The 24,138-nt window shown below is 61.3% G+C and carries 24 protein-coding genes; 13 read left to right on the top strand and 11 right to left on the bottom strand.

The features are described from left to right. Positions 1 to 2 precede the first annotated feature (2 nt). The 5 genes from AACQ43_RS13260 to AACQ43_RS13240 are packed head-to-tail and all read left to right on the top strand — an operon-like array spanning position 3 to position 3,835. A complete protein-coding gene (locus tag AACQ43_RS13260) occupies positions 3 to 434 on the top strand; it encodes a PTS sugar transporter subunit IIA (RefSeq protein ID WP_168967576.1) in 432 nt (143 codons plus the stop codon). A 9-nt stretch (positions 435 to 443) separates the two neighbouring features. Beyond that, positions 444 to 938: a PTS system mannose/fructose/N-acetylgalactosamine-transporter subunit IIB gene (locus tag AACQ43_RS13255; protein WP_016350649.1), complete on the top strand. Its 495-nt coding sequence runs from the start codon at positions 444 to 446 to the stop codon at positions 936 to 938. A 12-nt stretch (positions 939 to 950) separates the two neighbouring features. Then, positions 951 to 1,754 (top strand): PTS mannose/fructose/sorbose/N-acetylgalactosamine transporter subunit IIC, encoded by an 804-nt coding sequence (locus AACQ43_RS13250; protein ID WP_039213311.1) that lies wholly within the window; start codon positions 951 to 953, stop codon positions 1,752 to 1,754. Continuing rightward, positions 1,754 to 2,653 (top strand): PTS system mannose/fructose/sorbose family transporter subunit IID, encoded by a 900-nt coding sequence (locus AACQ43_RS13245; protein ID WP_248280995.1) that lies wholly within the window; start codon positions 1,754 to 1,756, stop codon positions 2,651 to 2,653. The genes AACQ43_RS13250 and AACQ43_RS13245 overlap by 1 nt, the downstream gene beginning before the upstream one ends. A gap of 24 nt (positions 2,654 to 2,677) precedes the next feature. Next, positions 2,678 to 3,835, top strand: a complete 1,158-nt coding sequence (locus AACQ43_RS13240; protein ID WP_168967575.1) for an AGE family epimerase/isomerase — start codon at positions 2,678 to 2,680, stop codon at positions 3,833 to 3,835. A 24-nt stretch (positions 3,836 to 3,859) separates the two neighbouring features. Here the strand turns inward: AACQ43_RS13240 and AACQ43_RS13235 are convergent, their stop codons facing one another. Then, entirely contained in the window at positions 3,860 to 4,111 is a 252-nt protein-coding gene (locus AACQ43_RS13235; protein ID WP_077096264.1) for a DUF1289 domain-containing protein, read from the bottom strand. 150 nt (positions 4,112 to 4,261) lie between these two features. On the opposite strand from AACQ43_RS13235, the gene mltA reads away from it, so the two are divergent. After that, complete coding sequence (mltA, locus tag AACQ43_RS13230) at positions 4,262 to 5,413, top strand: murein transglycosylase A (RefSeq protein ID WP_044799952.1); 1,152 nt, start codon at positions 4,262 to 4,264, stop codon at positions 5,411 to 5,413. A gap of 119 nt (positions 5,414 to 5,532) precedes the next feature. Here the strand turns inward: mltA and yfaE are convergent, their stop codons facing one another. From yfaE to ubiG, 5 genes are all read right to left on the bottom strand, one after another. Then, positions 5,533 to 5,853 carry a class I ribonucleotide reductase maintenance protein YfaE gene (gene yfaE, locus AACQ43_RS13225; protein WP_168967574.1) on the bottom strand — a complete coding sequence of 107 codons (321 nt, stop codon included), beginning with the start codon at positions 5,851 to 5,853 and terminating at the stop codon, positions 5,533 to 5,535. Further along, positions 5,850 to 6,983 (bottom strand): class Ia ribonucleoside-diphosphate reductase subunit beta, encoded by a 1,134-nt coding sequence (gene nrdB / locus AACQ43_RS13220; RefSeq protein WP_044799954.1) that lies wholly within the window; start codon positions 6,981 to 6,983, stop codon positions 5,850 to 5,852. The genes yfaE and nrdB overlap by 4 nt, the downstream gene beginning before the upstream one ends. Positions 6,984 to 7,048: 65 nt before the next feature. After that, complete coding sequence (gene nrdA, locus AACQ43_RS13215) at positions 7,049 to 9,316, bottom strand: class 1a ribonucleoside-diphosphate reductase subunit alpha (protein WP_016350655.1); 2,268 nt, start codon at positions 9,314 to 9,316, stop codon at positions 7,049 to 7,051. A 578-nt stretch (positions 9,317 to 9,894) separates the two neighbouring features. Further along, positions 9,895 to 10,581 carry an HAD family hydrolase gene (locus AACQ43_RS13210; RefSeq protein ID WP_017410131.1) on the bottom strand — a complete coding sequence of 229 codons (687 nt, stop codon included), beginning with the start codon at positions 10,579 to 10,581 and terminating at the stop codon, positions 9,895 to 9,897. Continuing rightward, complete coding sequence (ubiG, locus tag AACQ43_RS13205; protein ID WP_168967573.1) at positions 10,581 to 11,297, bottom strand: bifunctional 2-polyprenyl-6-hydroxyphenol methylase/3-demethylubiquinol 3-O-methyltransferase UbiG; 717 nt, start codon at positions 11,295 to 11,297, stop codon at positions 10,581 to 10,583. The genes AACQ43_RS13210 and ubiG overlap by 1 nt, the downstream gene beginning before the upstream one ends. A 201-nt stretch (positions 11,298 to 11,498) precedes the next feature. Here ubiG and gyrA point away from each other — a divergent pair, with 201 nt between their 5' ends. Next, on the top strand, positions 11,499 to 14,246 hold the full coding sequence (gyrA, locus tag AACQ43_RS13200; RefSeq protein WP_168967572.1) for a DNA topoisomerase (ATP-hydrolyzing) subunit A: 2,748 nt from the start codon (positions 11,499 to 11,501) through the stop codon (positions 14,244 to 14,246). Positions 14,247 to 14,538: 292 nt separating this feature from the next. Next, the gene (locus tag AACQ43_RS13195; RefSeq protein WP_168967571.1) at positions 14,539 to 14,709 is read left to right on the top strand and encodes a hypothetical protein; all 171 of its coding nucleotides are present in this window, start codon (positions 14,539 to 14,541) and stop codon (positions 14,707 to 14,709) included. Positions 14,710 to 14,739: 30 nt separating this feature from the next. Here the strand turns inward: AACQ43_RS13195 and AACQ43_RS13190 are convergent, their stop codons facing one another. Beyond that, positions 14,740 to 15,795 (bottom strand): PA0069 family radical SAM protein, encoded by a 1,056-nt coding sequence (locus AACQ43_RS13190; protein WP_168967570.1) that lies wholly within the window; start codon positions 15,793 to 15,795, stop codon positions 14,740 to 14,742. Positions 15,796 to 15,969: 174 nt separating this feature from the next. Here AACQ43_RS13190 and AACQ43_RS13185 point away from each other — a divergent pair, with 174 nt between their 5' ends. From AACQ43_RS13185 to rplT, 5 genes are all read left to right on the top strand, one after another. Beyond that, positions 15,970 to 16,557, top strand: a complete 588-nt coding sequence (locus tag AACQ43_RS13185) for a tetratricopeptide repeat protein (RefSeq protein WP_016350660.1) — start codon at positions 15,970 to 15,972, stop codon at positions 16,555 to 16,557. A 236-nt stretch (positions 16,558 to 16,793) separates the two neighbouring features. Next, on the top strand, positions 16,794 to 18,722 hold the full coding sequence (thrS, locus tag AACQ43_RS13180) for a threonine--tRNA ligase (RefSeq protein WP_168967569.1): 1,929 nt from the start codon (positions 16,794 to 16,796) through the stop codon (positions 18,720 to 18,722). Positions 18,723 to 18,725: 3 nt separating this feature from the next. Then, positions 18,726 to 19,274: a translation initiation factor IF-3 gene (gene infC, locus AACQ43_RS13175; RefSeq protein ID WP_026080374.1), complete on the top strand. Its 549-nt coding sequence runs from the start codon at positions 18,726 to 18,728 to the stop codon at positions 19,272 to 19,274. Between the two features lie 86 nt (positions 19,275 to 19,360). Continuing rightward, positions 19,361 to 19,558 (top strand): 50S ribosomal protein L35, encoded by a 198-nt coding sequence (rpmI, locus tag AACQ43_RS13170; RefSeq protein WP_005300673.1) that lies wholly within the window; start codon positions 19,361 to 19,363, stop codon positions 19,556 to 19,558. Positions 19,559 to 19,573: 15 nt separating this feature from the next. After that, positions 19,574 to 19,930, top strand: a complete 357-nt coding sequence (gene rplT, locus AACQ43_RS13165; protein WP_005300683.1) for a 50S ribosomal protein L20 — start codon at positions 19,574 to 19,576, stop codon at positions 19,928 to 19,930. Positions 19,931 to 20,668: 738 nt separating this feature from the next. Here the strand turns inward: rplT and AACQ43_RS13160 are convergent. From AACQ43_RS13160 to AACQ43_RS13145, 4 genes are read right to left on the bottom strand one after another with little or no spacing between them, the layout of a single operon-like run. After that, positions 20,669 to 22,282 carry a hypothetical protein gene (locus AACQ43_RS13160; protein WP_168967568.1) on the bottom strand — a complete coding sequence of 538 codons (1,614 nt, stop codon included), beginning with the start codon at positions 22,280 to 22,282 and terminating at the stop codon, positions 20,669 to 20,671. Next, on the bottom strand, positions 22,279 to 22,827 hold the full coding sequence (locus AACQ43_RS13155; RefSeq protein WP_168967567.1) for a baseplate complex protein: 549 nt from the start codon (positions 22,825 to 22,827) through the stop codon (positions 22,279 to 22,281). Before AACQ43_RS13155 ends, AACQ43_RS13160 begins: the two co-directional genes overlap by 4 nt. Beyond that, complete coding sequence (locus tag AACQ43_RS13150) at positions 22,824 to 23,705, bottom strand: hypothetical protein (protein ID WP_168967566.1); 882 nt, start codon at positions 23,703 to 23,705, stop codon at positions 22,824 to 22,826. The genes AACQ43_RS13155 and AACQ43_RS13150 overlap by 4 nt, the downstream gene beginning before the upstream one ends. After that, complete coding sequence (locus AACQ43_RS13145; protein ID WP_168967565.1) at positions 23,702 to 24,127, bottom strand: tail fiber assembly protein; 426 nt, start codon at positions 24,125 to 24,127, stop codon at positions 23,702 to 23,704. Before AACQ43_RS13145 ends, AACQ43_RS13150 begins: the two co-directional genes overlap by 4 nt. Between the last annotated feature and the right edge of the window lie 11 nt (positions 24,128 to 24,138).

Here is a 24,138-nt window from a genome sequence, read left to right as displayed (position 1 = left end):
AGATGCTGAGGATCCTTATCGCAACCCATGGTTCACTGGCGCCGGCCCTGCTGGCCAGCGCCAGCATGGTTTACGGCGAACTGCCCGCTGTGGCGACCGTCTCCCTCACCGAAGAGGGGGGAATAGCGGCGTTTCGCACCGAGTTTGAACAGACCCTGCGCCACCATGGCGCGGGGGCTGACGGGGTGCTGGTGCTGTGCGACATGGAGTGCGGCACCCCCTACAACGTGGCGTGCCGCTTCGCGTTTGACCCCGAATGGCGGCAGCCGCTGGCGGTGGTGACCGGGGTCAACTTCCCCATGCTGCTGATGAGCGCCGAGCTGCTGGATGCCGTGGATGTGCACGAGGCGGCCCGCCAGTTGCTGGTCCAGGCGCTGGAATCCATGGTGATCGCGGCCCCGGCGGTTGCGCACCAGCAAGACGACAACTTCTAGGAGAGCGAGATGGCCATTTCATTTGTACGCATTGACGATCGGGTGATCCATGGTCAGCTGGTGACGCGCTGGGCCAGGGAGCTGCCTTGCGACGGCATCGTCGCGATCGATGACGAGGTGGCGGCCGATCCGCTGCTCTCCCAGGTGATGATCGGTGCCGTGCCTGACACCCGGGTATGGCTGTTCGACGTGGCGACGGCGATTGCCAAGCTGCCCAAGGTGATCGCCAGCGACAAGCGCTACTTCGTGATCGGCAAGTCGCCGGTCACCCTGCAGCGGCTCTGCGCCGCCGGCATCTCCCTTGAGAACCACAACGGCAAGATCAACGTCGGGCCCATGAGTGCCCGCGAGCAGACCACCACCATAGGCCCCAACCAGTCGGTGACGGCGCAAGAGATCGCCGCCTTTGACTACCTGGCCGGTCTTGGCCACGACATTGACTTTCGGCTGGTGCCGGATGCCAGCCACTACAGCTGGGCGGATGCCCAGAAAAAGCTGAAATAGGGAGCAAACATCATGTTTCTGGAAGCAACACTTATCGGGATACTCTGTTATCTCGGTGCTCTCAGCAGCCCCTGGCTGCTGGGATTGACCGGGGGCTGGTACACCATCACCCGTCCGCTGGTCTCGGGCATGCTGGTGGGGGCCATCCTAGGTGATATCCAGACCGGGATCCTCATCGGGGTGGCGGTGCAGGCGGTCTATATCGCCATGGTGACGCCGGGCGGTTCCATGCCGGCAGATCTCAACTTCGTCGCCTTTCCGGCCATTGCGCTGGGCATCCTGTCGGGCAAGGAGCCGTCGGTGGCGGTGGCCATTGCCGCCACCATCGGTATCGCCGGCACCATCCTCTTCAACTTCATGATGGTGCTCAACTCCTACTGGAACCACAGGGCCGACGTGGCACTGGAGCAGGGGGACGAGCAGGGGGTCTACCTCAACAGCGCCATCTTCCCGCAGGTCAGCAACTTCGTGCTGCGCTTCGTGCCCACCTTCATCGCCGTCTATTTTGGCAACCAGTACATCGAAGGCTTCATGAACAGCCTGCCGGAGCTGGTGATCCGCACCATGACGGTGGTGGGCGGCATTCTGCCGGCGGTCGGCATCGCCATCCTGCTCAAGCAGATCATCAAGCAGAGCAGCATGCTGATCTATTTTCTGGTGGGCTTTGTCGGCATCGTCTTTCTCAAGCTCAACATGGTGGGGCTGGTGATGATCGGCGCCCTGCTCGCGCTCATCCACTACAACTACAAGCCGGAGCCGCGCCCTGCGTCGGCTGCCCGCGCTGCCACCCAAACCGACGATGAGGATGAATTCTGATGGACGCACAGCTGCAAGCGGGCCAGCCGGTGAGCAAGGCTCCGGTGGCCCTCACTCTCAAGGATCTGCGTGCCTGCTGGCGCGCCTGGATGATGTACAACCTCTCCTCCATGAGCTTCGAGCGGCTCGAATCCTTCGGCTTCTGCCTTGGCATGATGCCGGCGCTCAAGAAGCTCTATCCCGGCAAGGCGGAGCGGACGGAGGCGATGAAGCGTCACGCCTCCTTCTACAACACCGAGCCTCAGCTTGGCGCCATCATCAACGGGTTGGCGGTAGGGCTGGAGGAGAAGCGGGCCAACGGCGAGCGGATCGATGGCGAGACCATCAACACCCTGAAAGTGGGGTTGATGGGGCCCATCGCCGGGATCGGGGATTCCATGATCCCGGGCATGCTGGTGCCCATTCTGCTCAGCATCGGCATGGCGCTGGCCGCCGGCGGCAGCGTGCTGGGGCCGCTCTTTTACATCATCAGCTTCAACGCCATCGTCATCACCGGCTCCTACATGCTGTTCATGAAGGGCTACCGGATGGGGACCGGCTCGGTGGAGGCGCTGGTGAGCTCGGAGTCGGTCAAGCTGCGCGAGGCGCTCTCCCTGCTCGGGGTCTTCGTGATGGGCGGGGTGGCGGCCAGTTACGTCAATCTCTCCACCGGGCTCGATTTCGTCACCTCCGACGGGGTCAACATCCAGCTGCAGGCCATGCTGGACGGCATCTTTCCCAAACTGATGCCACTGCTGGTGGTGCTTGGCACCTGGTATCTGATGGCCAGACGCAACGTCTCGCCGGTCAAGGCTGCTGGTGCTGGCCTTTGTCGGGGTCGCCGTCGGGCTCTTCTAGGCCGGTTGAGAGTGAGCACAGACAGGGGAGAGCAGGGCTCTCCCTTTTCATGGGCTGGATGATGGGTTGGCTGGAGAGGTGATGAGATGCATGACGGGATAAGAGAGGCCGCGCAGCGCTGCCGACGCTGGCTGGTGGAGGAGGCGCTGCCTCACTGGGGGGCGAACGGCTTTGATTGGGAGCGGGGGCTGTTTGCCGAAGGGCTGGATGGCGCAGGCGCGCCGCTCTGGCAGCCCATTCGCTTTCGGGTGCAGAGCCGCCAGATCTATGTGTTCAGCCACGCAGCCCTGCTCGGCTGGTATGAGGGGGGCGAGCTGGCAGATCGCTGCGCCAGGTTCGGCATGAGGCACTTTGATGATGGTGCCGGCAACCAGCTGTTTTCCCTCAATTCAGATGGCTCGCCCGCCGACGGTTCGGTGTGTTGCTACGAATACGCCTTTGCCCTGCTGGCCGAGTGCTGGCTCTACCGTTTGAGCGGCGAGCCGCGCTGGCAGCTGCAGGCCGAGTCGCGCTATCAGGCCATCGAACTGCTCTTTGCCGATCCTGTGTATGGCGGGTTTCACTCCTGCTTTCCGCCAAGCGTGCTGCGCAGTCAAAATCCCCATATGCATCTGTTCGAAGCGCTGCTGGTGGCGGCGGAGTGCTTTGATGAGCCGCGCTGGCAGGGGCGCACCCATCGGCTCTATCAGCTGTTTCGCCAGCGCTTTCTGGAGCCCGTCTTGCTGCGGGAGTTCTTCGATGAACGGCTTCTCCCGACCCATCCCGATTCGCACCTGATCGACCCGGGCCATCACTACGAGTGGTGCTGGCTGCTGGCCCGTTACCGGGCATTGGCACAAGAGTGGGAATGTGGGCCGAGTGAGGGCGAGATAGGCGAGGGGATCGCCATCCTGACCCGCTTTGCCGCCGCTCACGGCCACGGGCCGACCGGGCTGGTGCTGGATGAACTCACCGATGACGGGCTGCCCCATCGGGCGACCAGCCGGCTCTGGTGTCAGACCGAGCAGCTCAAGGCGCTGCTGGCAGCCTACGAGCGGCGAGGGGAGGCTGAGACAGCCCGCCGGATTGGCGAGGTGGTGGGGCGGATCTTTGACTATTACCTGATGCCGGCCCTGCCGGGTCAGTGGCTAGATCAGGTGGATGTGACGGGGGCGCCGTTGGCCGACCATGCACCGGCCAGCACCTTCTATCACCTGTTCGTGGCGTTCAGCGAGCTGCTGCGGGTGGCGCAAAGGGAGGGATAAAGAGAGATATGAAAGGGGCAGGGTTTAAAAATCCCAGCCAGGTTGCTCTGGCGACTCGGGTTGGGCCCCCTCCTGCGCCTTGCGGCGAGCGGCTTCCACCCGCGCCTTGCGACCACGGCACAGGCGCATCACCTCTTGTTGCTGGGCATGGCTCATGGTGAGCCAGTTGAAACGCTCCTCGCGGCTGCGCAGGCACCCCTTGCAGTAGCCCTTGTTGTTCACTTCGCAGACCCCGATGCAGGGGCTCTGCAGCGGGAAAATTTCGAGCTGTTCCATCCATGGCCTCTCACACCCTGTTACCTTGTTATAACCCAGAAGATCCCCTTTGGAGAAATCCGCTGTCCCAGGCCTGAAGGCGTTTGCTTTCCCCCTACAAATTTGGCATCTTCCCCGCCGAACATAACCCTTGGTGTTATATGAGGACATATGAATAAACACGCTTACTGGCTGACCGCCGCAGTGCTGGGGTTGGCCGGTTGTGCGGGCAACTCTGAGCAAGCCCAGGTGCCCAAAAACAAACCCGATGCCAGATGTTTTCTCAACTGCGAGGTGCCGGAAAATCTGGGCAAGCAGTATCTGGACGGTCCCCTGCCTGATGATCTGGTGCGAGTGGAGCGGGTCAACAGCCGACAGCGCGCCGACTACAGCAAATTCGGCCCCCAGAGCCGGCTGGTGCTGGAGCGCTCCGGCAAGATGACGCGCCGCTATGGCGAGCTTTACCATCAACTCTCCCGCTGGGTGGCCAATGGCGGCGATCCCGCTCAGATTACCCGTTACGGCATCAGCCTCGCCCAGCTGGGCGGCTCGGATCGGATGGGTAACGTGCTGTTCACCGGTTACTACTCGCCGGTGCTGGAGGTGCGTCACCGCCCGGATGCCAAGTACAAGTACCCCATCTATGCCATGCCCAAATGTGGTGGCCGCTGTCCGACCCGTGCCCAGATCCATCAAGGGGCCCTGGCCAACCGCGGGCTGGAGCTGGGTTACAGCAAATCCCTCATCGACAATTTCCTGATGGACGTGCAGGGCTCGGGCTTCGTCCACTATGGCGATGATGATCGGCTGCAATATCTGGGTTACAGCGGCAAGAACGGTCACGGTTACGTCAGCATCGGCCGGGTGCTGATCGACCGAGGCGAAGTGCCCAAGGAGCAGATGTCCATGAAGGCCATCAAGGATTGGGCCAACCGTCAGCCGGAGGAGAGCGTCAAGGAGCTGGTGGAGCAGAACCCCTCCTATGTCTTCTTCGAGCGTCGCCCCACCAACGACGTGATCGGGGCTGCCGGCATTCCGCTGTTGCCGATGGCGGCGGTGGCCGCCGACAAGACCCTGCTGCCGATGGGCACGCCGATCCTAGCGGAAGTGCCGCTGCTGGACAAAGAGGGCAACTGGACCGGCAAGCACCAGCTGCGGCTGTTGATTGCGCTGGATGTAGGCGGGGCGGTGAAGAAGGGCCACCTTGATCTCTACCACGGCATGGGCGAGAAGGCCGGTGTCGCGGCCGGTCACTACAAGCACTTCGGCCGGGTCTGGAAGCTGGGTCTGCACCATGGGCCGACCGCCGCGCCCTGGCTGTAAGGCGCTGTGGGGGCGGTTGGTGTATCAGCCGCCCGCCCACGAGGCATAGAGATGGATGTAAAAAAGCCGCCGGAGCAATCCGGCGGCTTTTTGTTTGCTGACGCGAACCTGAGGGGGTCTCAGCGCTTCTTGATGTCCAGCCGGATGGCGCCCACCGGTTTGCAGCAGCAGGGCAGGCACTCTCCGTGGGAGACAAAGGCGAGCGGCACGGCGGCATAGTGCACCTTGCCTGCCAGCAGCGGGGTGCGGCAGGCGCCGCAATAGCCGCTGCGGCACTGGAACTCCACGTGATGACCGTGGCGCTCCAGGGTTTCCAGCACGCTCTCGCCGGGATGGGCGTGCAGCACGCCATCCTGGGTATGCACCCGTGGCGAGCCTGCGTCGCTTGGAGCGGGGGCCGCGTGCGGGGCAGGGGTCAGCGTGCTGCTGGCGTCACTCACAGTTCGAAATCACCCAGGTCTTCGGCATTCACTTCGCTGTCGATCTGACCCACCAGATAGGAGCTCACTTCCACTTCCTGCGGGGCGACCTGCACGTTGTCGGACGACAGCCAGGTGTTGATCCAAGGGATCGGGTTCTGCTTGGCCCCGGCAAAGGCTGGCTGCAGACCCACCGCATTCATGCGCAGGTTGGTGATGTACTCCACGTACTGGCAGAGGATGTCCTTGTTCAGACCGATCATGGAGCCGTCCTGGAACAGGTACTCGGCCCACTCCTTCTCCTGAATGGCGGCTTCCTTGAACAGCTCGAAGCAGGCCTGTTCGCACTCGGCGGCAATCTCGGCCATCTCGGGGTCGTCCTGGCCGCTGCGCATCAGGTTCAGCATGTGCTGGGTCCCGGTCAGGTGCAGCGCTTCGTCGCGGGCGATCATCTTGATGATCTTGGCGTTGCCCTCCATCAGCTCACGCTCGGCGAAGGCGAAGGAGCAGGCGAAGCTGACGTAGAAGCGGATCGCTTCCAGTGCGTTGACGCTCATCAGGCACAGATAGAGTTTCTTTTTCAGCTCGCGCAAGGTGATAGTCACGTCACGACCGGCCACCCGGTGGGTACCTTCACCGTGCAGGTGGTAGAGCGCGGTCGCTTCGATCAGGTCGTCGTAGAAGTGGCTGATGGAGCCGGCGCGCTTCAAGATCTGCTCGTTGGTGACGATGTCGTCGAACACCTGGGCGGGGGTGTTGACGATGTTGCGGATGATATGGGTGTAGGAGCGAGAGTGGATGGTCTCCGAGAAGGCCCAGGTCTCGATCCAGGTTTCCAGCTCCGGAATGGAGACCAGCGGCAGCAGTGCCACGTTGGGGCTGCGACCCTGGATGGAGTCCAGCAGGGTCTGGTACTTCAGGTTGGAGATGAAAATGTGCTGCTCGTGGGGCGGCAGGGCCTGGAAGTCGATGCGGTCGTGGGAGACGTCCACCTCTTCCGGGCGCCAGAAGAAGGAGAGCTGCTTTTCGATCAGCCGTTCGAACACTTCGTGTTTTTGCTGGTCATAACGGGCCACGTTGACCGATTGGCCGAAAAACATCGGCTCCTTGAGCTGGTCGTTTTGGGTCTGGCAGAAAGTTGAATAGGCCATGGTTGTCGAATATCGCGAAGTAGGGGAAACAGGAGGGCGGGAGCTTGTCGCTCCCGCCCGGTTCATCAGATCTTGCAGGCGCCGCCGGCACAACCGTCATCTTGCAGATCGGTCTGGGCATCGTCCGCACCATCACGGGTGTTGTGATAGTACAGGGTCTTGAGGCCGTATTTGTAGGCGGTCAGCAAGTCCTTCAGCAGCTGCTTCATCGGTACCTTGTTGCCTTCGAAACGGGCGGGATCATAGTTGGTGTTGGCGGAGATCGCCTGATCCACGAACTTCTGCATGATACCGACCAGCTGCAGGTAACCATCGACGCTCGGTTGCTTCCAGAGCAGTTCGTATTGATCCTTCAGGCGGTCATACTCGGGCACCACCTGCTTGAGGATGCCGTCCTTGGAGGCCTTGACAGAGACCAGGCCGCGCGGCGGCTCGATGCCGTTGGTGGCGTTGGAGATCTGGCTGGAGGTCTCGCTCGGCATCAGGGCGGTCAGGGTGGAGTTGCGCAGACCCACGGTGCGGATCTCCTCGCGCAGCGCTTCCCAGTCCAGGTGCAGCGGTTCGTTGCACAGGTTGTCCAGATCCTTTTTATAGGTATCGATGGGCAGGATACCCTGGGCATAGGTGGTCTCGTTGAAGGCCGGGCAGGGGCCGAACTCGCGGGCCAGCTGCACGGAAGCTTTCAACAGGTAGTACTGGATCGCCTCGAAGGTGCGGTGGGTCAGCGCCAGACCGGAACCGTCGGAGTAGCGGGCACCGTTCTTCGCCAGGTAGTAGGCGTAGTTGATGACGCCGATCCCCAGGGTACGGCGGTTCATGCTGCCCTTCATCGCGGCCTTGAGCGGGTAGTCCTGATAGTCGAGCAGGGCATCCAGAGCGCGCACGGCGAGATCCGCCATCTCTTCCAGATCTTCCAGCTTCTCGATGGCACCCAGGTTGAAGGCGGACAGGGTGCAGAGCGCGATCTCGCCCTCTTCGTCATCCACGTTGTTGAGCGGCTTGGTGGGCAGTGCAATCTCGAGGCAGAGGTTGGACTGGCGCACCGGCGCCACGCTCGGATCGAACGGGCTGTGGGTGTTGCAGTGGTCTACGTTCTGGATGTAGATGCGACCGGTACCGGCGCGCTCCTGCATCATCAGGGAGAAGAGATCCACTGCCTTGAGGGTCTTCTTGCGAATGCTCGGGTCCTGCTCGTACTTGACGTAGAGCGCTTCGAACTTGTCCTGATCCGCGAAGAAGGCATCGTACAAGCCCGGTGCATCGGACGGGGAGAACAGGGTGATGTCGCCGCCCTTGATGAGGCGCTGGTACATCAGCTTGTTGATCTGCACGCCGTAGTCCATGTGACGGACCCGGTTCTCCTCCACGCCGCGGTTGTTCTTCAGTACCAGCAGGCTTTCCACTTCGGTGTGCCACAGCGGGTAGAACAGGGTGGCTGCACCGCCGCGCACGCCGCCCTGGGAGCAGCACTTCACGGCAGTCTGGAAGTACTTGTAGAAGGGGATGCAACCGGTGTGGAACGCTTCGCCGCCACGGATCGGGCTGCCCAGACCACGGATGCGGCCGGCGTTGATGCCGATGCCGGCGCGCTGGGACACGTAGCGCACGATGGCGCTGGCGGTGGCATTGATGGAATCCAGGCTGTCATCGCACTCGATCAGCACGCAGGAGCTGAACTGACGAGTCGGGGTGCGCACGCCGCTCATGATCGGGGTCGGCAGCGAGATCTTGAAGGTCGAGACCGCATCATAGAAGCGCTTGATGTAGTCCAGACGGGTATCTTTCGGATACTTGGAGAAGAGGCAGGCCGCTACCAGGATGTAGAGGAACTGCGGGCTCTCGTAAATTTCGCCGGTGACACGGTTCTGGACCAGGTACTTGCCTTCCAGCTGCTTGACCGCTGCGTAGGAGAAGTCCATGTCACGCCAGTGATCCAGGTGCTGGTTCAGCTCCTCGAATTCGGCCTGGCTGTAGTCTTCCAGCAGGTGTTTGTCGTACTTGCCCATGTCCACCAGTTTGGCAACGTGCTGATAGAGGTGGGGCGGCTCGAACTGGCCATACGCCTTCTTGCGCAGGTGGAAAATGGCCAGGCGGGCGGCCATGTACTGGTAGTCCGGGCTTTGCTCGGAGATCAGGTCAGCAGCGGCCTTGATGACGGTTTCGTGGATATCGGCGGTACGGATGCCGTCATAGAACTGGATGTGGGACTTGAGTTCCACCTGGGAGACCGACACGTTGTCGAGACCCTCGGCAGCCCAGTCGAGCACGCGGTGAATTTTATCCAGATCGATGGGTTCTTTGTGGCCGTTACGCTTCGTCACAAACAAGTTCATTGGCTGATGACCTTTAGTTGATTCCCGAAAAACCATCGCACGGCGCTTGCCTCCAAGCCTTTGAGAGGCGTGGGAGGTGGGGACCTATTGTGCGATGAATCACAAGATATAGTGTTATTTTGATTTCGAGCTACAAGATAGTGAGGTCGGCTCGGCTTTGCAATCTGTGGATAAGGGATTAGCTGTGGATAAATTGTGGGTGTTCCGCTCTGTGTTAGTGGACGCTCACAGCGAGTGGGTTTTCATCCGTCCGATCCAGTAAATGCAAGTCTGATGATCGAACATGGAAAATTTAAATAACTTTTTTTGCTTGCGAAAAGGGGGTGTTTTTACTAGCAAATTCAGCCTGATTATCCCTTGTGCAGCAAGGGTCAAAAGGTGTCCGATCTCGCCGCTTCCCTGCTTGTCAAACCGCCAAAACGGGGGATCGCCAGCGATCCCCCGTAGTGACTACCGAGGCACTGCCGCGATCAGTCAACAGTGCTCATCTGGCCACCCTTTGGCGGTAAAGCTGCCTTTGTTATCCATCTCTGCTGCCTGCCTCCTGTACCAGGGTTGCCCGGCACGGGTTGGCAATCTCAGCCCAGCTCGTAGCGCAGCCAGTGGTGCAGGGCTTGCACGGTGTCAAAGTGCAGATCGGCGCCCCACTGGGCCGGATCCTCATCGTCATTGAGATAACCCCAGCCGGCAACGGCAGTGCGCATGCCGGCGTTGCGGCCAGCCTCGATATCGCGCACGTGATCCCCCACATAAAGGCAGTGGCTCGCCTCGACGCCAAGCTGGTCGCAGGCAAAGTACATGGGGGCGGGGTCGGGCTTGCGCACCGGCAGGGTGTCGGCGCTGACGGTCACGCCGCAACTGGCGAGCTCGGGCAGGGCCGCCAGCAGCGGTTCGGTGAGAAAGCCCGGCTTGTTGGTGACGATGCCCCAGGGCAGCTGCTTCTCGTCGAGCCACTCGATGAGATCCACCATCCCTTCATAGGGGCGGGTGCCGACGCAGAGGTTGGCGGCGTAGTAATCGAGCAGGGCGGTGCGAAGGCGGGTGGCGCCCAGCTCTTCGAGCAGCTCGTCGCCAAGACCGGCCCTGAGCAGCCCGAGCGCCCCGTGGGAGGTGGTCTGACGGATGATGTCGTCAGAAAGCGGCGCGAAGCCCTCGCTTATCAGCACGTGGTTGACGGCGGCCCCCAGATCGGGGGCTGTGTCGAGCAGGGTGCCGTCCAGATCGAACAGCACGCAGCCAAGGGGCGCAGCAGAGTGAGTCGTCATCAGCCTTGCTCCGGGCGCTCGAACGCCACCATGTAGTTGACGTCGACGTTGCGACCGAGCTTGAAGCTGTTGGAGAGCGGCGCGTAGTGTACCCCGCTCATGTCCCGTACCAGCAGGCCCGCTGCCTCACCCATGCGACACAGTTCGGCGGGGGTGATGAACTTCTTGTGGTCGTGGGTACCCTTGGGCATCATCTTCATCAGGTACTCGGCGCCGAGGATCATCATCAGATAGGCTTTCGGGTTGCGGTTGATGGTGGAGACGAACACCTTGCCGCCCGGGCGCACTAGGGTAGCGATGGCGCGCAGTACGGAGGCGGGATCCGGCACGTGCTCCAGCATCTCCATGCAGGTGACCACGTCATACTGGCCGGGGGCCTCATCGGCGTGGGCTTCGGCGGTGATCTGGCGATACTCGAGCTCCACGCCCGCCTCGAGGGCATGGAGGCGGGCGACCCCGAGGGGCTCCTTGCCCATGTCGATGCCGGTGACCTTGGCACCCCGGCGGGCCATGCTCTCGGCGAGAATGCCGCCGCCGCAGCCGATGTCGAGGATGCGCTTGCCAAACAGGCCGCCGCTCTTGTCGGTGATCCAGTCAAGGCGCACCGGGTTTATCTGGTGCAGCGGCTTGAACTCTCCCTCCATATCCCACCAGCGGGAGGCGATGGCTTCGAATTTGGCAATTTCTGTCAGATCGACATTGGCATCACTGTGCATTTTTTGATGATCCTGTGGCAAGGGCGCGCAGGCTGGGTGGGGCGCGCGCAATCTGTTGTCCTGGCGGGCATTATAACGGACGGACTTTGTCACACCAGCCCGACTTGATACCGGATTTGTGGCTTAAGGTATTTGGCTCAGTGTGTTACCATGTCGCGCTGTTTAAGCCAAAGAACAACTAATTAGGGATTAAGGCTTTCTATGAGCGATCTGGCCAGAGAGATCACGCCGGTCAACATCGAAGAAGAGCTCAAGAGTTCCTATCTTGATTACGCCATGAGCGTGATCGTAGGACGAGCTCTGCCGGATGTGCGTGATGGCTTGAAACCGGTTCACCGCCGCGTTCTGTATGCAATGAACGAGCTGGGGAACGACTGGAACAAGCCCTATAAAAAATCGGCCCGTGTGGTCGGTGACGTAATCGGTAAATATCACCCGCACGGCGACAGTGCCGTGTATGACACCATCGTTCGCATGGCGCAGGATTTCTCCATGCGTTACATGCTGGTCGATGGTCAGGGCAACTTCGGTTCGGTCGACGGCGACAGCGCCGCCGCCATGCGTTACACCGAAGTGCGGATGGCACGCATCTCCCACGAGCTGCTGGCCGATCTGGACAAAGAGACCGTGGACTGGGTGCCGAACTATGACGGCACCGAGATGATCCCGGCTGTCATGCCCACCAAGGTTCCCAACCTGCTGGTCAACGGCTCCTCCGGTATTGCGGTGGGCATGGCGACCAACATTCCGCCTCACAACCTCACCGAGATAGTCAACGGCTGTCTGGCGTTGATCGAGAACGGCGACCTCACCATCGACGAGCTGATGACCTACATCACCGGCCCGGATTTCCCCACTGGTGGCATCATCAACGGTCGTTCCGGCATCGTGCAGGCGTACCGTACCGGTCGTGGCTCCGTCTATGTGCGTGCCAAGGCTGAAGTGGAGGTGGACGAGAAGACCAGTCGCGAGACCATCATCGTTCACGAGATCCCCTATCAGGTGAACAAGGCGCGGCTCATCGAGAAAATCGCCGAGCTGGTCAAAGAGAAGAAGATCGAGGGTATCAGTGCCCTGCGCGATGAGTCCGACAAGGACGGCATGCGCATCGTTATCGAGATCAAGCGCGGCGAGTCCGGCGAGATTGTGCTGAACAATCTCTACAAGCATACCCAGATGCAGACCACGTTCGGCATCAACATGGTGGCGCTCGATAACAACCAGCCCAAGGTGATGAACCTCAAAGAGATCCTGGATGCGTTCCTGCTGCACCGCCGCGAAGTGGTGACCCGCCGGACCGTGTTCGAACTGCGCAAGGCGCGGGATCGGGCTCACATCCTGGAAGGTCTGGCGGTGGCGCTGGCCAACATCGACCCGGTCATCGAGCTCATTCGCCACAGCGCGACCCCGGCCGACGCGAAAGCGGGCCTGGTTGCCCGTGGCTGGGAGCTCGGCAACGTGGCCTCCATGCTAGAGAAAGCCGGTGACGACGCAGCCCGCCCCGAGTGGCTGGAACCCGAGTTCGGCATCCGCGAAGGTCACTACTACCTGACCGAGCAGCAGGCCCAGGCCATCCTTGACCTGCGTCTGCACAAGCTGACCGGCCTCGAGCACGAGAAGATCCTGGAAGAGTACCAATCTCTGCTGGATCTCATCGCCGAGCTGCTGTTCATCCTAGCGAGCCCGGTGCGGTTGATGGAAGTGATCCGTGACGAACTGCTGGCCGTGCGCGAGCAGTACGGCGACGAGCGTCGTACCGAGATCAGCATGTCCAGTGCCGAGATCAACATCGAAGATCTGATCACCCCGGAAGACGTGGTCGTGACCTTGTCTCACCAGGGTTACGTGAAGTATCAGCCGCTCTCCGACTACGAGGCCCAGCGCCGCGGTGGTCGTGGCAAGTCGGCCACCCGGATCAAGGAAGAGGATTTTGTGGAGCGTCTGCTGGTGGCCAACACCCACGACACCATTCTGTGCTTCTCCACCCGTGGCAAGGTCTACTGGCTCAAGGTTTACCAGCTGCCGGAGGCGTCCCGTGGCGCCCGCGGTCGTCCGATCATCAACCTGCTGCCGCTGGAAGAGGGTGAGCGTATCACCGCCATTCTGCCGGTGAAGGAATATGACGCCGAGAAGTATGTGTTCTTCGCCACCGCCAACGGTACCGTGAAGAAGACCAGCCTGTCCGACTTCAGCCGTCCGCTCTCCTCCGGCATCCGCGCCATCAACCTCAAAGAGGGTGATGAGCTGATCGGGGTGGATATCACCGATGGCAGCAACGAGATCATGCTGTTCTCCGATGCGGGCAAGGTGGTTCGCTTCGCGGAAGGCAGTGGTCGCGCTGATGCCGATGCCACTGACGAAGTCGACACCGACGACGACGCCGGCAACGACGATGATGGCAGCGACAACGGCGAAGGCACCGAAAGCAAGGGTACCTTCAAGGGCGTACGTCCCATGGGTCGTACCGCTGCAGGTGTGCGCGGCATCAAGCTGGGCGCCGGTGACAAGGTGGTGTCCCTCATCGTGCCGCGTGGCGACGGGGCCATCCTCACCGCCACCGAGAACGGTTACGGCAAGCGTACCGCGCTGGACGAGTACCCGACCAAGAGCCGTGGTACCCAGGGCGTCATCTCCATCAAGGTGGATGAGCGCAACGGCAAGGTGATCGATGCGATCCAGGTCGAAGATACCGACCAGATCATGCTGATCACCAACGGCGGTACTCTGGTACGTACCCGGGTGTCCGAGGTGAGCGTCATTGGCCGCAACACCGGCGGTGTGCGTCTGATCCGTACCGGTGAAGACGAGACCGTAGTCGGTCTGCAGCGGGTTGCCGAGAGCGACGAAGACGAAAACGAAGTGCTGGCCGTTGAAGGGGAGGTGTCTGAAGACACCGATACCGCAGCGGACACCGGTGCTGTCGATGCAGGTGAAGCGGGCGACGAATAATCGCTCTCCTTTACCCGATACCAAAGAGCGGCCTCATGGCCGCTCTTTTCATTGGCTCACTTGTTGCTGGCGTCCCCCGTTATCCTCCTTTCTTCTTCCTTTTTCCCCTGTCCAGTCTTGCCTGTCATGGCAGGAAGAACGGGCACTGCTTGCCAAGGCTGCCCTGATGGGAGCATGGTCTCGACACGGCTCCTTCATTTGAATGTCATCGCTCTGTCATGGCGGCCAGCCATGCTGCTCCCGTTGGAGAGAAACCACCATAGACGCAGGTAACGCCTGCCAGGAGCATGTCATGACCAGCTGGGTAATGTGGGAGATCTGGTGGAGCCGGGTATGGGGCGAGGCAGAGATGGATGCGCGCGCAGGCGAACATGAACCTGAGGTGGCACACGAGCCAGCCCGTTTGCCCGCCGAGTTGATTGCCCACCGCAGCAAGGCCAGTGCGTCGCGACCAAGGGGTTGAGGCTTTGCCCGTGGCGGGCTTGACGGGCGCCTAGAACAGCCGCAACTGCTCGCCAGGGCGGATGAAGGCATCCTGGCGCAGTTGAAAATGGCGCTTGCCGAGCCCGAGCCGCTTGGCGATCAACCGAAAGCGTTGGGCCAGCAGATCGGCAAACTGGCCTTCTCCCCGCATCCGGCTGCCGAAGGCGGGACTGTTGAGGGCGCCGTCCCGGCTGGCCCGTAGCTGGTTGAGGATCGCCTCCTTCTGACCGGGATAGTGCTCATCCAGCCAGTCACTGAACAGCGGTGCCAGCTCGTGGGGCAGTCGCAGCAGGATATAGTCGGCGCAGTGGGCACCGGCCTCGGCAGCGCCTTTGATGATCTGCTCGAGCTCGGGCTCGTTGAGGCGCGGGATCATGGGGGCCGCCAGCACGCCGACCGGCACACCGGCGCGGGCCAGTTTCTCCACCACCTTGAGCCGGCCGGCCCCGGTGCTGGCTCTTGGCTCCAGCTGTCGCCGCAATGTCTCATTCAAGGTGGTGACCGACACCATCACCTGGCAGAGCCCCTCCCGGGCCAGCTCCGTCAGCAGGTCGAGGTCGCGCAATATCATGGCGCTCTTGGTGATGATCCCGACCGGATGGCGGTGGGCCAGCATCACCTCGAGCAGCTGGCGGGTGAGGCGATAGTGATGCTCGATGGGCTGATAGGGGTCGGTATTGGCTCCCAGCACTATGGTCTGCGGCTGATAGGCGGGTCTGGCAAACTCCCGGCGCAGCAGCTCGGCGGCATTGAGCTTGGCGAACAAGCGGGTCTCGAAGTCGAGGCCGGGGGAGAGCTCGAGATAGGCGTGGCTCGGTCTGGCGTAGCAATAGATGCAGCCGTGCTCACAGCCCTGATAGGGATTGATGGAGCGGCTGAAAGGGACGTCGGGGGAGCTGTTGTAACTGATGATGCTGCGGGCGCTGATCTCCGTCACCTCGGTGCGGGGATCGCTGGCGGCAAATGCCGCTTCCCACTCGGGTTGGGACCAGCCGTCATCGACCGCATCGACCCGCTGGCCGCTGAAACGGTGATCAACATTGTGGGAACTGCCTCGACCTGCCATCGCACACTACCAATACTGTTTATATATACAGCCATCATGCTGACCCTCATTACCGAATGCAAGTTCTGCCTACCCAGCCGGCCATAAAAAGCATGTCAAAGGGATCTCTTGCTTGATCGCGGCGCTACATTTCGTTTACATAGACGAAATGCGAACTGGATCACGGAAATCATTATGGCACCCATCACCTCTCGCTGGCTCTTCATCGCTGTCATTGCGCTGGTTATCTGGCGTCTGATCCCGCTCTCCACCGAGCAGGAGCTGGCCTCGGCCAATCGCGCCTGGCGTACCGGTCACTTCGATGAGGCGACCCGGATCTGGTCGCCGCTGGCCGAGCAGGGCCAGCCACGGGCCCAGGCACTGATGGGCTGGAGCCATGAAGTGGGGCAGGGGAGCGAGCAGGATATCAGCCGGGCCATCACGCTCTATCGTCAGGCGGCGCAGGCGGGGGATGCCTTCGGCCAATACCGGCTGGGGGAGGTCTACCTGCGGGGGGCCGGGGTGAAGCGGGATCTGCGCGAGGCGTTTCACTGGATGGAGCTGGCGGCCAAGAACGGCGATGTGCCCGCCATGTTGAAGGTGGGCGTGCTGCATCTGATGGGGGTCAGCGGGCGGGTCGATCTGCCCCGTGCCAAGGAGTGGCTCTATCAGGCCGCCAAGCAGGGCAATCAGCTGGCGCTTAAGGTGCTGCAGGAGCTGGAACTGGCGCAGGAGGGGAGCTCCACGTTCGACTTCAACTGGCAGTCTCTGCTGGGGGAATAGCTGCCAAGCACTTCATCTGACTGTAGAAAATCTCAGCAAATCCGATACAGCCCCGCCTACTTCTGGTAGCATGGTCCGGTTTTTGGTTTGTCTTGCAACGTTGAACGGGTTGTTTGCGTCGTAGGGCGCCTTCGCAAAGTGCTGTGGAGAGCCAGAACATCACCCATTTTTGAATGAATCTTTCCATCCCGCATGTGCCCTTTGGTAGGGGGCACCACTGTATAAGGAAACACACAATGCCAATCATTACTCTGCCTGATGGCAGCCAACGTCAATTTGCCCACGCCGTTTCCGTCATGGATGTGGCCGCGGACATCGGTCCCGGTCTCGCCAAGGCGTGCATTGCCGGTCGGGTAAACGGTGAACTGGTGGATGCCTGCGAGCTGATCGCAGCCGATTCCTCCCTGGCCATCATCACCGCCAAAGACGAAGAAGGTCTGGACATCCTGCGCCACTCCTGTGCGCACCTGTTGGGTCATGCCATCAAGCAACTCTGGCCTCAGACCAAGATGGCCATCGGTCCCGTCATCGACAACGGTTTCTACTACGACATCGATCTCGACCGCACCCTGACCGACGAAGATCTGGCTGCGCTGGAAGAGCGCATGCTGGCGCTGGCCGCCAAGGATTACGACGTCATCAAGAAAAAGGTCTCCTGGCAGGAAGCACGCGACGTGTTTGAAGCCCGTGGCGAGACCTACAAGGTCGAGATCCTGGATCAGAACATTGCCCGTGATGACCAGCCCGGTCTGTACCATCACGAAGAGTACATCGACATGTGTCGCGGCCCGCACGTGCCCAACATGCGTCACTGCCATCACTTCAAGTTGCAGAAGATGTCCGGCGCCTACTGGCGCGGCGACTCCAACAACAAGATGCTGCAGCGCATCTACGGCACCGCCTGGGCCGACAAGAAGCAGCTCAAGTCTTACCTGCAGCGCCTGGAAGAGGCCGCCAAGCGCGACCACCGCAAGATCGGCAAGCAGCTCGACCTGTATCACATGCAGGAAGAAGCTCCCGGCATGGTGTTCTGGCACAACGATGGCTGGACCATCTTCCGTGAGCTGGAGACCTTCATCCGCGGCAAGCTCAAAGAGTACGACTATCAGGAGGTGAAAGGCCCCTTCATGATGGATCGCGTGCTGTGGGAGCGTTCGGGTCACTGGGAGAAATACGCCCAGGCCATGTTCACCACCCAGTCCGAGAACCGCGAGTACGCCATCAAGCCGATGAACTGCCCGGGTCACGTGCAGATCTTCAACCAGGGTCTGAAATCCTACCGCGATCTGCCGCTGCGCATGGCCGAGTTCGGCTCCTGCCACCGCAACGAGCCGTCAGGCTCCCTGCACGGCCTGATGCGGGTACGTGGTTTCACCCAGGATGACGCGCACATCTTCTGTACCGAAGAGCAGATCATGGAAGAGGTGTCGGCCTGTATCCGCATGGTCTACGACGTCTATGGCACCTTCGGCTTCGAGAACATCGTGGTCAAGCTCTCCACTCGTCCGGAACAGCGTATCGGCTCCGATGAAGCTTGGGATCGCGCCGAGGCCGCGCTGGCCGAAGCCCTGGTACTGAACGGCCTGAAGTACGATCTGCAGCCGGGTGAGGGGGCCTTCTACGGTCCCAAGATCGAATTTACCCTGCACGATTGCCTTGATCGTGCGTGGCAATGTGGTACCGTGCAGCTCGATTTTGCCCTGCCGGGCCGTCTGGGCGCCACCTACGTGGGTGAAGACAACGAACGTCATGTTCCCGTGATGATCCACCGCGCCATTCTGGGTTCGCTGGAGCGTTTCATCGGGATCCTGACCGAAGAGTACGCCGGACTGTTCCCGACCTGGCTGGCACCGACCCAAGCCGTGGTCATGAATATCACCGACAATCAGGCCGATTATGCAGTGAAAGTAGCCAAAGCATTGAATGATGCGGGCCTTCGCGCAAAAGCGGACTTGAGAAATGAGAAGATTGGCTTTAAAATCCGCGAGCATACTTTGAAGCGAGTACCCTTCATGCTGGTCTGCGGCGATAAAGAAGTAGAAGCCGGCAAGATTGCAGTGCGTACTCGTAAAGGGGCTGACCTGGGCACTTATTCTGTTGAAGAGCTGATTGCTCTGTTGACCCAGGAAGTTCAGACCCGCGGACAAAAGAAAGTGGAGGAATAAGCTATAAAAGGCGGAAAAAAACTGGGCAAGCAACCGCAAGCCCGCGCTCACCGGATCAACGAAGAGATCCGTCTGAAAGAAGTTCGTCTGACTGGTCTGGATGGTGAAGCCATTGGCATCACCTCCATCCAGGATGCCCTGAACTTGGCCCTTGAGGCCGGAGTGGATCTGGTCGAGATCAGTCCGAACGCTGAGCCGCCCGTTTGCCGGATCATGGATTACGGCAAATTCCTCTACGAAAAGAGCAAGACCACCAAAGAACAGAAGAAAAAGCAGAAAGTCGTCCAGGTCAAGGAAATCAAATTCCGTCCTGGCACCGACGAAGGCGACTATCAGGTAAAACTACGCAACCTGGTTCGCTTTCTGGAAGACGGGGACAAGGCAAAGGTCACCCTGCGCTTCCGTGGTCGTGAAATGGCCCACCAGGAACTTGGTATCAAGGTTCTGGAACGCGTCAAGAACGATCTGGAAGAGCTGGCCGTAGTCGAATCGTTCCCGAAAGTCGAAGGCCGTCAAGCTGTGATGGTCCTCGCACCTAAGAAGAAATCTTAAGGCCCACAAGAAATTGACTCATGGGGCCAGCCCCATGAGTCGGTTCGCCTTGCGATTTTGTTGTCACTCACAATGCGGAGTATGAAATGCCGAAGATGAAAACCAACCGGGGCGCCGCAAAGCGCTTCAAGAAGACTGGCTCAGGTCGCTTCAAGTGCAAGCACAACCACCTGCGTCACATCCTGACCAAGAAGAGCAGTAAGCGTAAGCGTCAGCTGGGACCGAAGTTCTTTGTTTCCGCTGCCGACCACAAACGTGTTGTCGCTTGTCTGCCGTACGCATAAGGGGGGATGTGAAAAATGCCAAGAGTTAAACGTGGTGTGACCGCTCGCGCTCGTCACAAGAAAGTAATGAAAGCCGCCAAGGGTTACTACGGCGCCCGTTCCCGTGTCTACCGCGTAGCGGTACAAGCGGTAACCAAAGCTGGTCAGTATGCCTACCGTGACCGTCGCCAGAAAAAGCGTCAGTTCCGTCAACTGTGGATTGCTCGTATCAACGCAGCAGCCCGTCAGAACGGTCTGTCCTACAGCCGTCTGATCAACGGTCTGAAGAAGGCTTCCATCGAGATCGATCGCAAGATCCTGTCCGATATCGCCGTTCACGACAAGCTGGCTTTCACCGCCCTGGTTGAAAAGGCCAAAGCAGCTCTGGTCTAATCCGGTTCTGTTATAAATGCTAAAAGGAGGCTCAGGCCTCCTTTTTTGTATATTTAAGTTCATGATTTAAAAGGATTTTATGGTTTACGTGTCCACCATATGTCCACAGCTCTGACAATGTGGCCACATCAATACGGCCGGACACATCTCACCTGTTCCCGTTTTCCGTGAGTAAGGCCAACCAGCGTAGAAGACTACAGCGCCCTTTCAAAATTTCAGTTCTCAGATCAGCCCTTATCACACCTAACCAGCTGAAACTAAACGCCTTCCAGCCAGCTCCAAGCAACCTCGCAGATCCACCCCGATCATTCAAATCCTCACGGAAAGTACGACCACCCCAATACATTCAACGAATTACGCTTTCACCTTCGTTATCCAGAGCCCCGCCGAACTGTAAAACCCTGCAATTTCTTTCGATCCTTTCAGATCCTCAATGGGCCGCAGATCCTTTATCTGGCACAGCCTGGGCCTATGGTTTTGCGGTAATCCACTTTTGCAAAAATTTTTACCGGTGAACCCCGCAGGCGGGAGCGGATGAGCGCGGATTCCGTGACGCAGACGCGGCGGTGGGCGTCGCCGCCATGCGCTGGGAGGCTGTGAGCGTGCTCAGGCTTCACGTATGATGCAGCTCTGCCCGATGGCTGCCTCTTCATGCGGCGCCATTCCCTGGCCATGCTCAGGCGCTGTCAGGCAGATAGAAGAAGGCCCCACATTGTGGGGCCTTCTTCGCTTGATGGTTTACTCGATGATGGGGGATAGCTGGCCGGCCAACTGCTTGGCCTGTTGGCCATGTTCGGCCATGGCCCCGCTGTTACCGGGGGCTGGCCCACTGCCGTGAGTGTGGCTGGCAGTGGCTGCGGCCAGCTGCTCCACCACGTTCATCAGCTGTAGCAGTAGTTGGAAGATGTTCACGCCCTCACTCCCCATCCACGAACGGGGCGCCTCCAGGTGTTGCAGCTCGCCGGCAACTGCCCGGCGCAGTTGTCCCACCACCTCAACCAGATCCCCCGCAGTGGTCTGGCTCATGTTGCCCAGACTTCCCAGGGTGAGATCATCCCCGGCCAGCAGCTCGACAGCTCCCAGCGCCTCTATGAACTTGAGCCCTCCCACCTCCTCGATGCTGTGCTGGGCCACCTGCAGCCGATGCTGGCCATGTTCCCCCAGGTAGTCGTCACTTTGGTGGTGCATCTGCAGGGCGCTGTCATGCAGGCGCCGGTCGGTGTGGCGGGAGAGATTGCCCACGGTGTCGGTGCGGCTGGCCACCTCGCCCCGTTGCTGCTGTAGCTGCTCGCCCGGGGCGATGTCCGGCAGAGGCCAGCCACTACCGAGCACGGTGCGGATAAAGGGCCGGTCGGCCCGCCCGAAGGCGAACCCCAGTTCAACCAGCGTCCCCTCGATGGGGAACTGCAGCAGGCCCTGTTCCTGCCCACCGAACTGTACCGGCAGCGGCACGGCCCGATACAGCGGGGCGGCCTTGTCCGGTTGGCCATCCTCGCCCAGCAGTTGTACGTCCACCGCATAGCGAGGGCGAAAGGGATCATTGAGCTGGCCAGTGCTGGCCTGATCGCTGATGGCCTCGACCCGTCCTAACTTGGGCAGGTGCATGTTGTCGGCGAGCTCCGGGAACTCCCCCTCTATCTTGCGCCGTTCTGGCGACTTGGTGACCTTGCCCGGGGTGGCCGTGGTCAGGGTCATCTCGTCCCCCTTGAGGCGGACCCGCATCACCCGCTTACCGTTGATGATGGCGCCGGGCCGGATGGACGGCACCGGCGACAGGGTCAGGGTGTCGCCTGCCTGGCGACCAGACCAGGCGGGATCAAGTGTCACCTCCTTGTCATGCCAGCGGCTGTCGGCATGGCTGCCCACGAAGATGGCGCCATTGGGTTGCTGGTACCAGACAAAGTCGGGCACCTGAAAGGCACGGCCGGCGCTATCGAGCAACTGGTACCCGGTACCGGCGCTGGTGAAGTTGGGGATCGGCCGGTCGGTATAGTCTGCCCCCTTGGGTAGCAGAAAGGTCAGCCCGGTCTGGTCTGTCAGCCAGGCCAGCAGGTTGCGCAGGGTGGCATGCTGTTGGCTGACCGGCAGGCGAGTGCCCAAGGCGCCTGCCAATTCCCGGCACAACAGCTTACTGGCGCCATTGGCGGCGGGCTGTACGTCGTACACGTAGCCGGTGAACCAGCGGCGCAGATCGCCGCTATAGCCAGTGTCCAGGGTAAAGGTCTGCCCCTTGTTGGCGCTGCCCTCGATGGTGAGCGCGGCGCGCCCGCCAGCATTGAGATCCAGCACCAGATCGTGGTCGATGAGGTGCACCGGCTGGCCGGCGATGGTCAGTGAGGTGGAGAGTTTCATGCCAGCATGTCATCCATCGGTTTGAGCACGTAACGCTCGAAGCTGCTCAGGTCTTGTTCTTCGTCACCGCTCCCCTTGTCGCCTGGCTTGGCGGCGCTGGTGTTGGCGGTACTCTGCCCCACGGTGGGGGCGTTCTTTGGCAGGCGTTGTTCGCGCTTCTCCGGTACCGAGTTGAACTCCTTCAAGGTGAACTGCACCTGCCAGGCCAGCAGCCCCTCCTGTTCGCTGGCGGTGATGCGGCCGGCAAACTTGGCCTGGCGCACCTTCACCGACTTAGCGAGCAGCGACCCGACCCGGTAGACGTGGCGCTTGCCGCCGTTGCCCTTGGCATCGGCCAGCTCAAACAGCCGACTCAGCATCTGCTCATCCTTGAATGGGATGAGGCCGGAGACGTCGAGCTCCTTGGCCTTGGCGCCCTGTTCGGCGCTGCTGGTCGAGCTGGTCTGGCCGCTCTGGTCCTTGTCCTGAAACTGCATCGATGCGGATACCCGCATCGACTTCATGATGATGGGCTCGCCATCGAGGGTCAGCATGGCTTGGCTCATGGGGTTAACTCCTGCCAGAAGGTGAGCGGGGACGGGGAGAGCAGCAGGGCGCCGACCGTCATGCTCTGGCTGTGGTCCGGTGGCGCGCTCTGCCCGAGCTGGGTGGCGAGGCTGGCGGCATCCCCCTGGCCTTGCCAGTGCCAGAGGGTGCCGGAGAGGGGACCCAGCTCGGCCAAGGCCTCGGCGAGTTGTACCAGGCGGCCGGCACGGCGTGTCGCCAGCTCCTGCAGTTTGGCGATCGGGGTCTGGCTATCCCGGGCCAGGCTCTCCAGCTGGGCCAGCTCTGCCCCCAGCGCCAGGCGGGCCGGGCGCAGCGGTGCCCAGCTCAGCGGCTCATCGGCGCGCCAGCGCGGCACCTTGGCCGCAGTGGGCTGGCTCATGGCGTCGTTGTTGGCGGTGAGCCGGCGCAGGGTGGCGCACCACTCCGGCAACGGTAGCAGGGCGCAGAGGATGGCCAACTGGCGGGCCAGCGCGTCGGCGCTGTTGCCGGTGACCAGCCAGGCGATGGCATGCAGTTGCCCGCTGGGCAGCAGGGGATCGGCCCCGTCTTGCAGCTTGGCGGCCAGGGTGGCCACCGCATTGGGGGCGGCCAGGCTGAACTGCTGACCCTGCTGTTGGCCGACCCCGTGCTGGTAGGGGGTGACCGTCAGGCCGCGGCCGGTGACCAGCAGGCGGTCAAGCTCGTTGCGCAGCCCTGCCAGCGCGGCGGCGGCCTCGCTGAGCGTGTGGGGCCGGTACTGAGCCCGCCCAGCAAGCCCCTGCAGGCGCGCCATGGCGCTGTCCTGGGTGGCCGGGAGCTGACCCAGCACGCCCTGGGCGCGGTTGTGTAGGCTGCCGGCACTGGCGGGCCAGCGCAGCGGCCCTTGTGTCCAGCTCATCGCGGTGCCTCCGGCCAGCTGACCTCGGTCGGCCAGCCATCGCCTTGCGGCAGGCGGTAGAGGGCGACCCGGTAGCGCTGCCAGGCGGTGAGCTGTTCGCGCTCGGCCTCGCTGATGATGCCCAGCGCCTCGGCGTCAAGCAGCGGGGCCATGGCATTGGCGGCCTGCTTGAGCAGCGCATCGAGGCGGGCCTGCTGCTCGGCCTCGGTCGGCGGTGGCACCGGGATCACCTCGATATCGCCAAACTCGCCGAACACCGCCCGGCTGTAGAGCTCGCGGCCGTGTGCTTCCAGGTCATCTTTGCGGGCCGCAAACTGCACGGGGTCGGGCAGGTGGGCAAAGCGCACATCCAGGGTGATGCTATCTGGGTCGCCCGTGTAATGGCGCGGGTGAGCCGCGCTGAGTACTTCAATTCGTTCCATCCGGTTCTCCT

The organism is Aeromonas sp. DNRA1 (genome assembly GCF_963888745.1).
In the GTDB taxonomy this organism is placed as follows: Bacteria; Pseudomonadota; Gammaproteobacteria; order Enterobacterales; family Aeromonadaceae; genus Aeromonas; species Aeromonas hydrophila.
The sequence above is the reverse complement of the archived record's forward strand: the minus strand, read 5'-3'. Positions and strand labels throughout refer to the sequence as shown.

Bases quoted from the DNA above. Each gene is read 5' to 3' on its own strand.
- AACQ43_RS13260 (WP_168967576.1), top strand. From the start codon at position 3: ATGCTGAGGATCCTTATCGCAACCCATGGTTCACTGGCGCCGGCCCTG.
- AACQ43_RS13255 (WP_016350649.1), top strand. From the start codon at position 444: ATGGCCATTTCATTTGTACGCATTGACGATCGGGTGATCCATGGTCAG.
- AACQ43_RS13250 (WP_039213311.1), top strand. From the start codon at position 951: ATGTTTCTGGAAGCAACACTTATCGGGATACTCTGTTATCTCGGTGCT.
- AACQ43_RS13245 (WP_248280995.1), top strand. From the start codon at position 1,754: ATGGACGCACAGCTGCAAGCGGGCCAGCCGGTGAGCAAGGCTCCGGTG.
- AACQ43_RS13240 (WP_168967575.1), top strand. From the start codon at position 2,678: ATGCATGACGGGATAAGAGAGGCCGCGCAGCGCTGCCGACGCTGGCTG.
- AACQ43_RS13235 (WP_077096264.1), bottom strand. From the start codon at position 4,111: ATGGAACAGCTCGAAATTTTCCCGCTGCAGAGCCCCTGCATCGGGGTC.
- mltA (WP_044799952.1), top strand. From the start codon at position 4,262: ATGAATAAACACGCTTACTGGCTGACCGCCGCAGTGCTGGGGTTGGCC.
- nrdB (WP_044799954.1), bottom strand. From the start codon at position 6,983: ATGGCCTATTCAACTTTCTGCCAGACCCAAAACGACCAGCTCAAGGAG.
- nrdA (WP_016350655.1), bottom strand. From the start codon at position 9,316: ATGAACTTGTTTGTGACGAAGCGTAACGGCCACAAAGAACCCATCGAT.
- AACQ43_RS13210 (WP_017410131.1), bottom strand. From the start codon at position 10,581: ATGACGACTCACTCTGCTGCGCCCCTTGGCTGCGTGCTGTTCGATCTG.
- ubiG (WP_168967573.1), bottom strand. From the start codon at position 11,297: ATGCACAGTGATGCCAATGTCGATCTGACAGAAATTGCCAAATTCGAA.
- gyrA (WP_168967572.1), top strand. From the start codon at position 11,499: ATGAGCGATCTGGCCAGAGAGATCACGCCGGTCAACATCGAAGAAGAG.
- AACQ43_RS13195 (WP_168967571.1), top strand. From the start codon at position 14,539: ATGACCAGCTGGGTAATGTGGGAGATCTGGTGGAGCCGGGTATGGGGC.
- AACQ43_RS13190 (WP_168967570.1), bottom strand. From the start codon at position 15,795: ATGGCAGGTCGAGGCAGTTCCCACAATGTTGATCACCGTTTCAGCGGC.
- AACQ43_RS13185 (WP_016350660.1), top strand. From the start codon at position 15,970: ATGGCACCCATCACCTCTCGCTGGCTCTTCATCGCTGTCATTGCGCTG.
- thrS (WP_168967569.1), top strand. From the start codon at position 16,794: ATGCCAATCATTACTCTGCCTGATGGCAGCCAACGTCAATTTGCCCAC.
- rpmI (WP_005300673.1), top strand. From the start codon at position 19,361: ATGCCGAAGATGAAAACCAACCGGGGCGCCGCAAAGCGCTTCAAGAAG.
- rplT (WP_005300683.1), top strand. From the start codon at position 19,574: ATGCCAAGAGTTAAACGTGGTGTGACCGCTCGCGCTCGTCACAAGAAA.
- AACQ43_RS13160 (WP_168967568.1), bottom strand. From the start codon at position 22,282: ATGAAACTCTCCACCTCACTGACCATCGCCGGCCAGCCGGTGCACCTC.
- AACQ43_RS13155 (WP_168967567.1), bottom strand. From the start codon at position 22,827: ATGAGCCAAGCCATGCTGACCCTCGATGGCGAGCCCATCATCATGAAG.
- AACQ43_RS13150 (WP_168967566.1), bottom strand. From the start codon at position 23,705: ATGAGCTGGACACAAGGGCCGCTGCGCTGGCCCGCCAGTGCCGGCAGC.
- AACQ43_RS13145 (WP_168967565.1), bottom strand. From the start codon at position 24,127: ATGGAACGAATTGAAGTACTCAGCGCGGCTCACCCGCGCCATTACACG.